13 protein-coding genes are annotated in these 13179 nt (G+C 54.8%); 6 read left to right on the top strand and 7 right to left on the bottom strand.

What is annotated here, in order from left to right; translation table 11 throughout:
- Positions 1–146: 146 nt before the first annotated feature.
- Positions 147–443, bottom strand: coding sequence for a hypothetical protein (locus AC3CHX_RS03820; protein ID WP_488642774.1), 297 nt, complete (start codon positions 441–443; stop codon positions 147–149).
- A gap of 105 nt (positions 444–548) precedes the next feature.
- Here AC3CHX_RS03820 and tnpA point away from each other — a divergent pair, with 105 nt between their 5' ends.
- The 3 genes from tnpA to tnpC all read left to right on the top strand — a co-directional run bounded on the left by tnpA (position 549) and on the right by tnpC (position 2895).
- Positions 549–959 (top strand): IS66-like element accessory protein TnpA, encoded by a 411-nt coding sequence (gene tnpA / locus AC3CHX_RS03815; RefSeq protein ID WP_488629140.1) that lies wholly within the window; start codon positions 549–551, stop codon positions 957–959.
- Positions 956–1291, top strand: a complete 336-nt coding sequence (gene tnpB / locus AC3CHX_RS03810; RefSeq protein ID WP_488629139.1) for an IS66 family insertion sequence element accessory protein TnpB — start codon at positions 956–958, stop codon at positions 1289–1291. Before tnpA ends, tnpB begins: the two co-directional genes overlap by 4 nt.
- A gap of 68 nt (positions 1292–1359) precedes the next feature.
- On the top strand, positions 1360–2895 hold the full coding sequence (gene tnpC, locus AC3CHX_RS03805; RefSeq protein ID WP_488642773.1) for an IS66 family transposase: 1536 nt from the start codon (positions 1360–1362) through the stop codon (positions 2893–2895).
- Between the two features lie 17 nt (positions 2896–2912).
- Here tnpC and AC3CHX_RS03800 read toward each other — a convergent pair whose 3' ends face one another.
- Positions 2913–3698 carry a hypothetical protein gene (locus tag AC3CHX_RS03800; RefSeq protein ID WP_488642772.1) on the bottom strand — a complete coding sequence of 262 codons (786 nt, stop codon included), beginning with the start codon at positions 3696–3698 and terminating at the stop codon, positions 2913–2915.
- A gap of 154 nt (positions 3699–3852) precedes the next feature.
- On the opposite strand from AC3CHX_RS03800, the gene AC3CHX_RS03795 reads away from it, so the two are divergent.
- Positions 3853–5030, top strand: a protein-coding gene (locus tag AC3CHX_RS03795; RefSeq protein ID WP_488642771.1) for an IS3 family transposase whose coding sequence is annotated in 2 segments (ribosomal slippage) — positions 3853–4120 and positions 4120–5030 — 1179 coding nt in all. Because the reading frame shifts where the segments join, the coding sequence is not laid out codon by codon here.
- On the opposite strand, the gene AC3CHX_RS03790 is transcribed toward AC3CHX_RS03795, so the two are convergent.
- The 5 genes from AC3CHX_RS03790 to AC3CHX_RS03770 form a co-directional block, all read right to left on the bottom strand.
- Positions 4976–5368 (bottom strand): hypothetical protein, encoded by a 393-nt coding sequence (locus tag AC3CHX_RS03790; protein ID WP_488642770.1) that lies wholly within the window; start codon positions 5366–5368, stop codon positions 4976–4978. The genes AC3CHX_RS03795 and AC3CHX_RS03790 overlap by 55 nt on opposite strands.
- A gap of 1262 nt (positions 5369–6630) precedes the next feature.
- Positions 6631–7770 (bottom strand): branched-chain amino acid ABC transporter substrate-binding protein, encoded by a 1140-nt coding sequence (locus AC3CHX_RS03785; RefSeq protein ID WP_488644717.1) that lies wholly within the window; start codon positions 7768–7770, stop codon positions 6631–6633.
- Positions 7771–7842: 72 nt separating this feature from the next.
- Entirely contained in the window at positions 7843–8730 is an 888-nt protein-coding gene (locus AC3CHX_RS03780; RefSeq protein ID WP_488642769.1) for a VOC family protein, read from the bottom strand.
- A gap of 14 nt (positions 8731–8744) precedes the next feature.
- Positions 8745–9512, bottom strand: a complete 768-nt coding sequence (gene epsC / locus AC3CHX_RS03775; protein WP_488642768.1) for a serine O-acetyltransferase EpsC — start codon at positions 9510–9512, stop codon at positions 8745–8747.
- A gap of 95 nt (positions 9513–9607) precedes the next feature.
- Positions 9608–10525 (bottom strand): LysR family transcriptional regulator, encoded by a 918-nt coding sequence (locus AC3CHX_RS03770; protein ID WP_488642767.1) that lies wholly within the window; start codon positions 10523–10525, stop codon positions 9608–9610.
- 239 nt (positions 10526–10764) lie between these two features.
- On the opposite strand from AC3CHX_RS03770, the gene AC3CHX_RS03765 reads away from it, so the two are divergent.
- Together AC3CHX_RS03765 and AC3CHX_RS03760 are read left to right on the top strand one after the other, a co-directional pair.
- A complete protein-coding gene (locus tag AC3CHX_RS03765; RefSeq protein WP_488642766.1) occupies positions 10765–11634 on the top strand; it encodes an NAD(P)-dependent oxidoreductase in 870 nt (289 codons plus the stop codon).
- A gap of 20 nt (positions 11635–11654) precedes the next feature.
- Positions 11655–13166, top strand: a complete 1512-nt coding sequence (locus tag AC3CHX_RS03760) for an aldehyde dehydrogenase family protein (protein ID WP_488642765.1) — start codon at positions 11655–11657, stop codon at positions 13164–13166.
- Positions 13167–13179: the final 13 nt, after the last annotated feature.

Below are 13179 nucleotides of genomic sequence, written 5' to 3'. Positions count from 1 at the left end.
CATAAAAAGAATGTAAATGGCGGGCTTCACGTTCGCTTGATGAATTTGCTGGGTAAGAAACATAGCTCAACAACCTGAAAATGTGCCGGGAATCCCAAAGCCCCTGAATTTCATAGCTACAGTCAGTGGCTTTTTTTTTTGCGCAGCTAATCTACCGCAGGATAGGGTGTCGCCTGACCTGCAAGACGATATGCATCATTTGCCGCCATTTCTGCCTGAAGAAGCATTGCGCGAGCTGCCGTGATGTTTGACTGAACTAGCGGGCTGGCGGCCAGTGCTTCTGCCAAAAGATTGCTGGCCTTGGTGACTTGTAGGTCCGCCACCAGAACACCCCGTCTAGCGGTACGGTCGGCCGCGGTGTCGGCGGCATCAGCTGCGTCTCTCAGACTTGGAATTACCCGGGTGGCGATTTCCTTCGATAGATCGTCCTTGGACGATGCCAAGGCGTTCCCGAGAAATTCTGCGAATTTGTTACCTGGCCTGATCTCCACTATGGTAAGCCCCCGGCGATCCCATCTTGAAGTGACGTGCTAGCTTCTGCGAGGATCGTGTCCACCAACAATTTAAGTGGACACGTGTACGCCATGGAAGAGCATATCGATGTTTCACCGGCCAGGCGCCGGCAACATAGCCCAGAGTTCAAGGCGGAGGTCGTCAAAGCCTGCAGTCAACCAGGTATTTCAGTCGCAGCAGTCGCACTGCGCTATCGATTGAATGCCAATCTCTTGCGACGTTGGGTCGCTGCGCAGGCGCAACGAGATGGTATCGCCCAGGCGCGACAAGCGATGACGGCTGCGGTTCCCGAATTCGTACCACTGCAACTGCCCCCGGCGCCGTCCGCCGCAGCCATGCAGGAGATCGTGATCGAAGTCCGGCGTGGCGCTGCGACGGTCACGGTCCGCTGGCCGACTTCGGCGGCTGCCGACTGCGCAACCTGGCTACAAGGCTGGTTGCGGTGATCCGCATCGACACCATCTGGCTGGCAACCGAGCCGCTGGACATGCGGGCCGGCACCGATACGGTGCTGGCGCGGGTGGTCAAGGTGTTCGGTGCGGCCCGGCCGCACCATGCCTATTTGTTTGCCAACCGCAGTTCGACGCGCATGAAGGTACTCGTCTATGACGGCTTCGGCATCTGGCTCGCCGCGCGTCGATTGAACAAGGGGCGGTTCGTCTGGACCAATGGGCAGACGGCCATCGCCGTGCCGCTCAACGCCGAGCAGCTTCATGCGCTCGTCATCGGGCTGCCGTGGAAGACGCTGGCTGACGACCATGAAATTGCGGTGGTGTAGCACTTTCTGCACAAAGACGTAAACTGTTTCGATTCCCTGGTGCGCCCGGTTCTGGCAAACTTGGGTGCATGACCTCCATCGCAGACCTCGACACCCTCAGCCCGGAACAGCTTCGCCTACTGGCTGCCGAGCTGATCGTCACGGTCGGCCGGCGCGATTCTGAATTGCTTTACCGTCAAACGCGCATCGACTTGCTCACGCAGGAACTTGCCATGCTCAAGCGCTTTCGCTATGGCAAGCGTAGTGAGCAACTCAGTGTCGGACAGGCCAGCCTGCTCGAGGAAAGCGTCGACGCGGATCTGACCGCGCTGGAAATCGAACTCGACGCGCTGCAATCGCCGGCATCCGAGCGCAAGCCACGCGAGCAGCCGAAACGCGCACCCTTGCCGGCGCACCTGCCCCGCACCGACATTCACCATGAACCCGATGACCTCACCTGCGCGTGCGGCTGCCAACGGGTTCGCATCGGCGAAGACATCAGCGAGAAGCTCGACTACACGCCAGGCGTGTTCACGGTCGAACGCCATATTCGTGGCAAGTGGGTCTGCAAGCCCTGTGAAACACTGATTCAGGCACCCGTTCCCGCGCATGTGATCGACAAGGGCATTCCCACCGCAGCGCTGCTTGCATGGATTCTGGTGTCAAAGTACGCCGACCACTTGCCTCTGTACCGGCTCGAGCGGATCTTTGCCAGGGCCGGATTCGCCATTCCCCAATCGACACTTGGCGCATGGGTTGGCGTATGCGGCGTGCGCTTGCAGCCCATCGTCGAAACGCTGCGTGAAGAACTCTTGCAGCAAGCGGTCTTGCATGCCGACGAGACGCCGGTGCAAATACTCAGTCCGGGCAAGGGCAAGACCCATCGTGCCTACCTGTGGGCCTATACCGCAACGCAATTCACCGATTTACGTGCCGTTGTGTATGACTTTGCAGAAAGTCGCGCCGGCGAGCATGCCCGCAACTTCCTCGGTGAGTGGCAGGGCAAGCTGGTTTGCGACGATTACGGTGGCTATAAAGCCGGATTCCAGCAGGGTATTACCGAAATCGGTTGCGCCGCCCACGCGCGCCGGAAGTTCTTCGACCTGCACGCCACCAACAAGAGCCAGATTGCCGAGCAAGCCTTGAAGTTCTTCGGCACGCTGTACGACATCGAGCGTGACATTGCCGACATCAACCCGTACGACCGGCGCGCGGTTCGCCAGGAACGCGCCAAACCGGTGGCCGACGCGTTGCACAGATGGATGATTGGCCAGCGCGAACGGGTGCCGGAAGGTTCTGCCATCATGAAGGCACTCGATTACAGCCTTAAGCGATGGGCGGCGCTCACGCGTTACCTGGATGACGGATCTGTTCCCATTGACAATAATTGGGTCGAGAATCAAATCCGGCCGTGGGCCATTGGTCGTTCGAACTGGTTGTTCGCGGGCTCATTGCGGGCGGGCCAGCGCGCGGCGGCCATCATGAGTCTGATCCGGTCAGCGCAGCTCAACGGTCACGATCCGTATGCCTATCTCAAGGATGTCATCACGCGGCTGCCGACGCAACGAGCGAGCGACATCGGCGAATTGCTGCCGCACCGTTGGAAGCCGGCGGTCCCGATCTAGCCTTAACGGCTTTGTCGTCAAGATGGGATCGCCGGGGGCTTACCCACTATGGCTACGGTGGTAGTCATTACGCCGTAGCGCTCTGATTTGGCGTCCCCGAATTTCGGGTAGGGGCACTCCGGCTGTTCAGGTGTTTGGCTATCATCAGACGGAGCTGTCTGTGACTGAGATTGCAGCCTATCGCTCATCGTCGCGACTCCCCCCCGATTTTCGTTGGCAGCTTGGGTGCATACGCTCTTCGCCCACTTCAGCGTATCGCCGCTTATGCCAGCTTTTGCTATCTCGGCAGTCGCTGCTGCCTTTAGGATGGTGACGTGATACGCACACAGGTCATCGTTCAGTGCGAACTGGATCGGATGTCCTTTGTTGAATATCCCTTGCTCGTCACAATACGTTTTGATTGGGGTTTTGACTTCGTCCGTGTAGATGGACGGTATTTTGTCTAATTTGCTTTTCTTTTGATCTTCAGCTTTCCTTCTGTTTAGTATGTCTGCTGCCAGCACATATGGAGCAATTTCGGCTACTCGTGCAGTCTGAGCCTTCTTGCCGCTTTCCGGTTCGGGCGGGAGCGCAAGCAATGTAGATCGCTGTGACGTGAGGCGCAGATCGTCTCCGCGAATCTCACCTGGAGCAATGTTCTTGAATGTGAACGTCGTGGATGCAAACGGCTTTTCCGCGCCGGGAATAGACAGAGTCAATGCGATGGTGTAATCGCGCTTGTTTCTGGAAAAGACAGAGGACTCAGCGAATTCGCCAACGCTAAGGTAGGTTGGCAGCAGACGGAAGTAGGTCGTTCCCTTCACCTGTTCAATCTTCGCCCGGAAAGTCAGCACCGAGTTCTTGGTGGGCTCGCCGTACTTGTCGAAGGTGCCCCAGTAGACGCTGACACACTTTGCTGTGGTCTAATTTTGCCGGACACCTCAATAGGTGGATAATCCATCAACTGAGGAAAAGTACATGGCAAAGCAACGCAAGAAGTTCGACACGAGTCTGAAGCTGGAAGTCGTGCGCATGATCAAAGAACAGGGCCTGAGCGTCCAGCATGTCAGCGAAAGTATGAACATTGGTCCGACGGCGATCCGTCGTTGGGTTACGCAGTACAGCGCCGAGCAGAACGGCCAGGCAGGGATTGGTTTGCCGCTCACGTCAGAGCAACAACGCATACGACAATTGGAACTCGAGAATCGCCAACTTCGCCAGGATGTAGATATTTTAAAAAAAGCATCGGCCTTCTTTGCCCGCGAACTGAAATGAGCTATCAACTCATTCGTCAACTGCAAGAGAAGGCCTTCCCTGTGCAGCACTGTTGCCGCGTTCTGTCGGTCAGCCGTTCTGGCTATTACGAGGCGCAGCGTCGTTCTGCTAAACCGGTTTTATGCAAAGCGAGCGTCCACCTAAAGGCTGCTTTCATGGCCAGCCATCAAAGCTATGGGAGCCGTCGGATGGTCACCGCGATGGCGAACCAAGGTATCCAGGTTGGACGCCACAAGGTGCGCAGTCTGATGCGCAAAGCTGCCCTAAAGCCCGTGTGGAAGCGTAAATTCGTCTACACCACCGATAGCAAGCACAACTTGCCGGTCGCTGCCAACATCCTCAATCGGCAGTTCAATCCTGTCGCGCCGGACATGGCGTACGTGACCGACATTACCTACATCCGTACCGGTTCTGGATGGCTTTATCTGGCCATCGTGCTGGACTTGTTCGCACGCAAAGTGGTCGGCTGGGCCATGGCCCCGAGCATGCCTGCTGAACTAGTCTGTGCTGCTCTGAACATGGCGATTCAGCAGCGGCGGCCAGCCCGCGGGCTGATCGTCCATTCTGACCGTGGCAGTCAATATGCAAGCGAGTTGTACCAGGACCTTCTCGACGAACATGGCTTTGTTTGTAGCATGAGTCGCAAAGGAAATTGTTGGGATAACGCCGTCGCGGAACGCTTCTTCTTAAATCTCAAGATGGAGCGCGTCTGGCAGCGTCAGTATGCCAACCACGCCGAAGCAAGGAAAGACATCACTGCGTACATCGTCGGCTTCTACAACACCGAGCGATTGAATTCAGTATTGGGCAATCTGCCGCCCGCCGCCTACGAGCGGAAAATGGCAGCAAGAGAACCTATTGTTGTGTCCGAAATTACTTGACCACCGCACTTCATGTCGCCAGGTATGAAGAGATCGCCGGCCTCGTCTAACGCGTAGGGGGAAATTTCGTCGCTTACGCTGGTTTTCGCCAACTCGGTGTCTTCCCCAGCTTTCTTGAGTGCTGTGGCAGCTGCATCGATGGCGCCGCTAATCAACTTCGGTCCTACTATGGCAACTGCAGCAATACCAAGTGGCACGAACCCTGAGGTTTGTGTCAGTACACGGGTGTTGTCGCATGCACCGGACCATTCAACGGTGGTATGTAGCGGGCGGTCGTTAGATGCTATCGCTGGAAAGCTTGCGGCTGCGATAAGTGTGGCAATGATGAGATGCTTCATTTCTTGCCCTTTCTTTTTGAGTGTTGGAGGTCGGAAATAAAAACAGTGAGGGAATGGGAGGGCGGTGCAACTGGACTCCCCAATCCAGCACACTACGCCGTCGGCTGACCGTAGTCATGTTGCTTTTCGTTTGTTCTGACAAGGTCTGCAAAAAAGGTAGTTGTCGTAATTTACCGCGAAAGTTTGACGAAGTGGTGGCGTTTCTAACGTGCTTGTGAAAGACAGCCAAACACAAATCGCTCGCTAACTAAGTGTGCTAAATATCTTTGAATGCGAATGACCGGTACCGGCGAATGAACTGATAGTCCTCACCTTTTTTCTGGTCACCGTCCGGTACGTTTTGCGAGTGTCTGGTCTCTATCTGGTCTAGTTTTCGCATAAAAAGAGCGTGAATGTCGGGCGTCACGTTCGCTGGATGAATTTGCTGGGCAAGGAACATAGCTCAAGTAACCCGAAAGTGTGCCGGGAAGCAGCGTTTGTAATCGATCCGGTTTGCCGTACTGTTAATCCGCAGGTCCCTGGTTCGAGTCCAGGTCGGGGAGCCAGAATACAAGAGCCTCGCAGCAATGCGGGGCTTTTTCATTTCTGCATTGTAGACCTATAGTAGACCCGTCATCCAACTCAGCGGCTTGTTGAGCACCCTATACCCCATCCCCTGTTTGGCAGCTATCACTATCTGATCGCCTTGAGCAGCCTCCGGTATTCCTGCATTATCTTCCACAGCATTGCCCCCTATTCCAGCAAATGAGATCACCAGTTCGTGACTGACACTCGACCGCACTTTCCCCTGACTTGGCGTGGGAACAGATGGAACATGAGTTTCTGCTCAGAGTTCAAGTCGTTCACCAGGTGCCATGCATCCCTCGCTGACTTGGCCGGGCGGACCTATATGACCATGGCAGTCATGAGATCGCACACTGGCGTCCCATTTAATTGATTGATCAAAGGGGTGGGGAGGGGAAAATCCATGCGGATGGGAATCGAAATAATGGACCTTCACCTGATTTTTGCTGCGGCGAGATAGGCCGGGTGCTATTTGGGCACGCCCCCTGGCGCTACATAGGGGGCACGTATCCAATTGAATGGGGGGGTAGTGTGTCTTGTTGCCGCCTGTCGGCTTAACCTGCCCCCCCTGCGCTGGTCACAGCTGATCAATTCGCCGGTGCTTCTCCGGCAGTGATCACCGACACGCCAACAACTGTCCAAGAAGATGAAAATCTGGCGCCGCTTATGTCGCCGCCAGACCACCTAACCTAGCGAGTTCAGTGCTGTACGCCCAAACTGACTCGTTGGCCTTGTTTATAGGTATAAAGAGTCAGAACGCCGTCAAGGATGTCACCGTTGGGGTCAAAGCGAGTATGACCAATAAGTCCCTTATAGTCTGTTTTTTTGAGTACCGGCAAATAGACTTTTGGGTCAATGGAGTTCGCTTTTTTCATGGCCTCGACGAGGACCATCACAGCGTCATAGCCGTATGGCGCGTAAATCACCACATCCTGGCCATATTGTTTCTTGTAGCGGGTCCGGAATTTTTCCATGCCGGGGGCATATTCGGCTGTGATGCCGCCAGCTTCAGCACAGTAAACTGGAATCGAATTTAGCGCATCTCCGGCCAGTTTTGGCAGTTCCGAAGAGCAAATACCGTCGCCGCCCATGAACTTTGCATCCATGCCCAGTTGTGCCATCTGCCGCAGCATTGGGCCACCTTGCGCATCCATCCCTCCAAAAAACACCACATCTGGTTTGGCTGATTTCAACGTGGTCAGAATCGCCATGAAGTCGGTTGCTTTGTCGTTCGTGTATTGGCGGGACACTATCTGTGCGCCAGCTTTGATTGCCGATTTTTCGAACTCTGCCGCAACCCCTTGTCCATAGGCTGTCCGGTCGTCGATGACGGCGATTTTCTTGCCATTGAGCGACTGAACTGCATACTTGCCCATCGTGGAGCCAAGTTGTGCATCGTTGGCCACGAGGCGAAATGCAGTCGCGAAGCCTTGATGGGTATACGCAGGGTTCGTCGATGACGGTGAGACTTGAGGAATGCCAGCGGCAAAATACAGCTTCGAAACTGGAATTGTCGTTCCAGAGTTGAAGTGCCCGACAATACCCACCACGTTCATGTCGATGAGTCGTTGAGCGGCGGCACTCGCCTGCCTGGGGTCCGCTTGGTCATCCTCGACTAGTAGCTCGACCTTTGCCTTCTTGCCGCCAATAGTCGGAGGATTGGCATTGATATCAGCAACGGCCAGGCGTGCGCCATTCTCTATATCCTTTCCCAAGTGTCCCTGCGCACCAGTGAGTGCTGACGCGAAGCCGATTTTAACGGCCAGGTCCTCGGCTAACGCAGCCCCTGCTGTGACAACCAATGCTCCCACTACAACAACAGTACTTAGCTTCTTGATGCTCATGGCGTTCCTCCGGTTTTTTTAAACTACTAGTGTGAATCATCAGGTATGGTGAAGTGGCGGCAGGCCTTACTCGACGAACTCGAGAACAACGTTGCCGCAATATTGTGGTAAAACACCGAGACCCGTCTCGGTACTACCGTAGGGGACGGAATTGGCGTCAAGAATTGCCTTGAGTTCGGCCAGATTGCGAACAGATACAGTGATGGCGATGCCGTGAGGCGCTTTGGTATATGACTCTGGCAAGCCCACATCGCCAAAGCGGCTAGCCGCTTCCTTAAGGCCTATCGCGCGAAACTCACCGCAGCCCGAATCGACTGCGATGCCACCCAGAATTTCGAACACAGACTTTTCGCCGTACAAGCCAGTCCACCGTTTCTCAAGAGCCGCCGTTTCGTCAGCGAGGTAGGTGATGGCATTGATACCCGTGGCGCCATTCGGATGTTGTTGCCATTCCTTTATCCAAATGAGTTCAGGCCGATGCTGTTGACAGAGGAAGTTTGATACGTCGCCTAACTGTTCATCTAGCAGCATGCCAAGTGCAACAACAGCTTCACCTGGAGTCCCGTCGGGATTGGTCATCTTTCGACGAAAGTTAATCTTGCCTTGCGTCTTGATTCCACGTCCCACGGCGCCTGTTAAGTCGTCGTCAAGTCCTTTACTGTGAAGGGCAACCAGTGAAATGCCTTCCGAGCGCTCTAAAAAGTTTCCGAGAAAGCGGCCGAAGCAAAATCCGTTTACTGAATTGGCGCCAAATTTCGAAGCGTCGTCCACGCCAATAAGTTCGATGAAATTATTCTCGAACATCATCAGCGACGTAGCCGTTCCCCATGGATGGTAAGAAACCGGTGACGGCGAGAATCCAAGCTTTTCGTAGTTATCGAATGCGTGCTTAAAGTCTCGTACGGACACGAGTGGATGGTCGATGCCAAAAGCGCGATTTTTCGGGGGAATCATGTTTGCTCCTTGCGTTATCGTTTCTGTGTGGTAATAGCTGCATATGCCGCTGCAGCGGACTTGATGACTTTGGCAGGCACTCCCGCAGCAACCATACCGGGCGGAATTGACTGCAATACAACGCTGCCTGCCGCGATGACGGCACCCTCGCCAATTTCGATGTTGCCAAGGATGATGGCGCCGACCGCAAGCGTTGCGCCGCGTCGAATCTTCGGATGACGGTCTCCCGACTCTGAGAACGTACTTCCGAGCGTTACGCCGTGCCAGATTGATACGTCGTCTTCAATGACTGCCGTTTCGCCGACCACGATGCCCATCGCATGGTCCACGAAAAGACCTTTCCCGACTTTTGCAGCCGGGTGGATATCGACGTTGTAAATTTGAGCGCCCCAGTTTTGCAGGAGCACCGCCAGCGTAGTGTTGCCTTCGTGCCAGTAGCGGTGCGCTATCCGATGAAGTTGAAACGATTGAAAACCGCGAAATGACAGGAATGCAGAGAGTGCATTGGGGCAGGCGGGGTTCGAAGATGCGACCTTGAATAAGTCGGCGCTTGCGGCTTCTTCGATTTGATACTTGTCAATCATGGCCTCGAACTGCGGCCGAAAGGAAGTCAGGGCTGAATCGTATTTTGTGAGTTGAACTGACAACTGATATGCAAGTGCTGCGCCCAACGAAGAGTGCTGCAGCACGGTACTATCGAGGTATCCTGCAAGTTGCGGAGTCAGCTCGCGTTCTGCACGAGCTTCATGTTGAATCGTGCTCCAAAGGGCTTCTGCGTTCATGTCGTGATCTCCAAACTCGTTAAATTGAGTTTGGACACTACTGCCCGTTTCTGCAATTACATAGCGTCAGCTACCTTGTTCTAAAAACGAGAACGTCAATGCTGTTGGAATGCTGGCATCTCTCTGCCGAGATGTTGCAGAAGCCTGTTCGCTGCGGTGGAGAGCTTTCGCCCGACACGCGTAATCAAATGCGCCTCCGAGCCATTTAACAGCGGATTGTCTACCGGAATCGCGTGGAGTTCACCGTTAGCCAACTCGGTTGAGACTGCGAATGGCGGTAATAGCGTAAAGCCCAACTCCGACTTGACGAAGTGTTTGAGGATTGCGATGGAGTTGGTCGTTATTGTAGGCGTGAAACGTACTTTTTCCATCAGCATTGCGGCCTCGACCAGTTGCCGTGTCCCATAAGTCAGGTGCGTCAAGGCCACCGGATACGGCAACAAATCTTTCACTTTAACCGAAGACACTTTACCCAGAAGTGGGAAGTCCGACCCTACGATGGCCTGCATTGGCTGCTTGGAAAAGGCTCTGCTAACTATTTTCGCATCAGGCGGCGGATTGAACACCAGTCCAATTTCAGCGTCGTCCTCAGCCACCGCCCGGACGACTTCATTCGTTCCGCCCAGGTCGAGCACAATCGAAATTTCCGGATACTTTTTGCAGAACCGCTTGATGGGCCCACCTATCATGTCCGAGACAAATCCCTCGCCCATGGCCACGGCGATAGAGCCGCGTCTTAGACCACGAATTTCCTGCAGTTTGGACAGAAGGTCTGACTGGTGGGAGCGCTGTTCGCGAAAATACTCAATGAGTAATTCACCCGCCTGAGTGGGCGTGACTCCCCGTTTATGTCGTTCCATCAGGGCGACAGCAAGTTCTTCTTCGAGAAGCGAAATTTGCCGGCTAACGGCCGACGGAGCGACGTCCAGCCAATCGGCCGCAGCCCTGACAGTCCCACATCGCACCGCTTCATATAAGTACGCGATGCGGCTTTCATTGATTGTTTCTGCCATTGCCGTGTTCTCTCGATTAGAACAAAAGGAGCTATCCGTTGTAATTGATTATGGCATACAAGACGCCCAAAATAGTTTCATGCAAAGCGAAAATCGTCTAACCGATACGCATTGCACGCTAATTATTTCGGTATTGGTGCGATGTTGTGCGGCGCATGATTTTGGCGCGAGGAATGCGCTAGTTTTGCAAGTGTCGCCCTATCGCGGCGAGGCTATTCAACTAATTGTGAGGATGCAGCATGAAAACAGTAGGCGTAGTAGGTTTAGGCAACATGGGACGCGGTATGGCCTTGTCGCTGAAGCGCAGCGGATTCGACGTCGTGGGCTATGACGCATCGCCGGAAATCGCAGGCAAATTAGGAGGCGATGGCATTACCGTTGCAGAGTCCCTGGCTGCCATCGCAAGCTCAGTTGACGTGCTTATTCTTTCCCTGCCGACTTCTGACATTGTCGAGAAAGTTGTGTTTGGTGACGATGGCATTTTGAAATCCGGCCGTGCCGGATTAATCGTGGTTGACACCACGACTGCCGACCCGAACAGCACACGCAAGGTAGCTAAAGCGCTCGCCGACGTAAAAATTTCATTTGTGGATGCGCCTGTCAGCGGCGGCCCAAAGGGAGCAATTACCGCAACGATGGGAATGGTACTCGGCGGTGAAAAAGAAATCGTCGATGCCATTGAGCCAGTGCTGTCGGTAATGAGCGCAAAACGGGTGCATGTCGGGCCAGTCGGAGCGGGGCATACCGCCAAACTTCTCAATAATCTTGTGACCGGCGCACATTTGATTATCGCTGGCGAAGCTGCACGAATCGCCACCGCGGCAGGTCTGGACCCACAGTTGATTTTTGACGGCCTGAATGCAGGTTCGGCACGTAGCAATGTCACGTCGAATAACTTCCCAAACTGGATTTTCAATGACGCATTCGATTCAGGCTTCACCATGAAACTGATGAGAAAAGACTTCCGTCTGGCGATGGGCCTCATTGACGAACTCAACGCGTCAGTGCCACTGGCTAAAGAAACGGGCCGCCTGTGGGCGGCGAGCGCTGACTCGGTTGCGGATGGCGAAGACTTCAATCGCATCGTTCAGTACGTCAACCAACAATAACCAGAAATCGGAGCACAACCATGAAACATTCAGAAGCAGAACAACTCATTCTTGCATTTTCGCAATTTTTCCCAGGGGCGAAGGAAGTCGGCTCTTACGTCGGGGGCAAGTTAATTTCTGGCACAGGTGATGAAATTCACCTCTTCAATCCCGCGACCGGGGCTGCCAGTCTGTCGTATCGCGATGGTGGCGCGGCCATCGTCGCCCAGGCGACGAACGCGGCAAATCAGGCGCAGAAAAAATGGTGGGCGTTGACGCATGCTGCGCGCGGGCGCGTCATGTTCGCAGTCGCTGTGAAAATCCGCGAGCATGTCGAAAAGCTTGCACAGCTGGAATCTCTTTCCTCAGGCAAGCCGATTCGGGACTGCCGGGGCGAGGTGGCCAAAGTTGCCGAGGTATTCGAATACTACGGCGGCTGGGCCGACAAGTTCCATGGCGAAGTCATTCCTGTCCCGACGTCGCACCTGAACTACACGCGTCGTGAGCCGATTGGTACCGTATTGCAGATTACGCCATGGAACGCGCCAATCTTCACCTGCGGTTGGCAAGTTGCGCCGGCAATCGCGATGGGTAACGCCGTTCTCCTGAAGCCTTCCGAACTCACCCCGTTCTCGTCGTTGGTCGTTGCGTCCCTTGCAGAACAGGCAGGAGTACCGGTTGGTCTCATTAACGTCCTTGCTGGCTATGGTCATACCATCGCGCAGGCAGCGATTGCAGACTGGAATGTCAAGAAGGTGGTTTTTGTCGGCTCGCCCGAAACGGGCAGTCGGATTGCGGAAGCTGCTGCCAAGCGCGTCATGCCTTGCGTGTTGGAGCTTGGCGGTAAGTCCGCAAACATCGTTTTCGACGATGCCAATCTTCGTCACGCCGCTATCGGTGCTCAAGCGGCAATTTTCGGCAATGCGGGCCAAAGCTGCGTCGCTGGTTCTCGCCTGCTCATCCAACGCGGTGTCTATGACCAAATCGTTGAGATTGTTGCGGCAGGCGCTCGCAAAATCCGCGTCGGCAATCCGCAGGACGACGCCACAGAAGTCGGACCAATCAACAACAAGAACCAGTACGAACACATCAAACGCATGATAGCCAAGGGCGTCGAATCCGGTGCACGTCTCGCGACTGCCCCGGAATCGTTTAGCGAAGGTGGCTATTTCGTGTCCCCGACCGTACTCGCCGGCGTGTCGAATGACATGGACGTCGCACGCACTGAAATCTTTGGTCCTGTCGTGGTGGCTATTCCGTTCGACACAGAAGAGGAAGCTATTGCCATTGCAAACGACAGTGAGTTCGGTTTGGCCGGCGCTGTGTGGACGAATGACGTGGCGCGTGCCCACCGCGTTGCCGCACAGGTCAACGCTGGCACCTTCTGGATTAACTCTTACAAGACCATCAACGTCGCATCCCCCTTTGGTGGATATAACCGAAGTGGCTACGGGCGGTCCAGCGGCGTGGAAGCGCTGTATGAGTACACGCAGACGAAGAGCATTTGGGTAGAGACCTCAGCTTCACCCGCAACACCGTTCGGCTACGCGTAAGCAGCGTGACAAG

This window comes from Glaciimonas sp. OK215 (assembly GCF_057787885.1).
This window is presented reverse-complemented; position numbering and strand designations above follow the sequence as displayed.

Bases quoted from the DNA above. Each gene is read 5' to 3' on its own strand.
- tnpC (WP_488642773.1), top strand. From the start codon at position 1,360: ATGACCTCCATCGCAGACCTCGACACCCTCAGCCCGGAACAGCTTCGC.
- AC3CHX_RS03790 (WP_488642770.1), bottom strand. From the start codon at position 5,368: ATGAAGCATCTCATCATTGCCACACTTATCGCAGCCGCAAGCTTTCCA.
- AC3CHX_RS03780 (WP_488642769.1), bottom strand. From the start codon at position 8,730: ATGATTCCCCCGAAAAATCGCGCTTTTGGCATCGACCATCCACTCGTG.
- epsC (WP_488642768.1), bottom strand. From the start codon at position 9,512: ATGAACGCAGAAGCCCTTTGGAGCACGATTCAACATGAAGCTCGTGCA.
- AC3CHX_RS03770 (WP_488642767.1), bottom strand. From the start codon at position 10,525: ATGGCAGAAACAATCAATGAAAGCCGCATCGCGTACTTATATGAAGCG.
- AC3CHX_RS03765 (WP_488642766.1), top strand. From the start codon at position 10,765: ATGAAAACAGTAGGCGTAGTAGGTTTAGGCAACATGGGACGCGGTATG.
- AC3CHX_RS03760 (WP_488642765.1), top strand. From the start codon at position 11,655: ATGAAACATTCAGAAGCAGAACAACTCATTCTTGCATTTTCGCAATTT.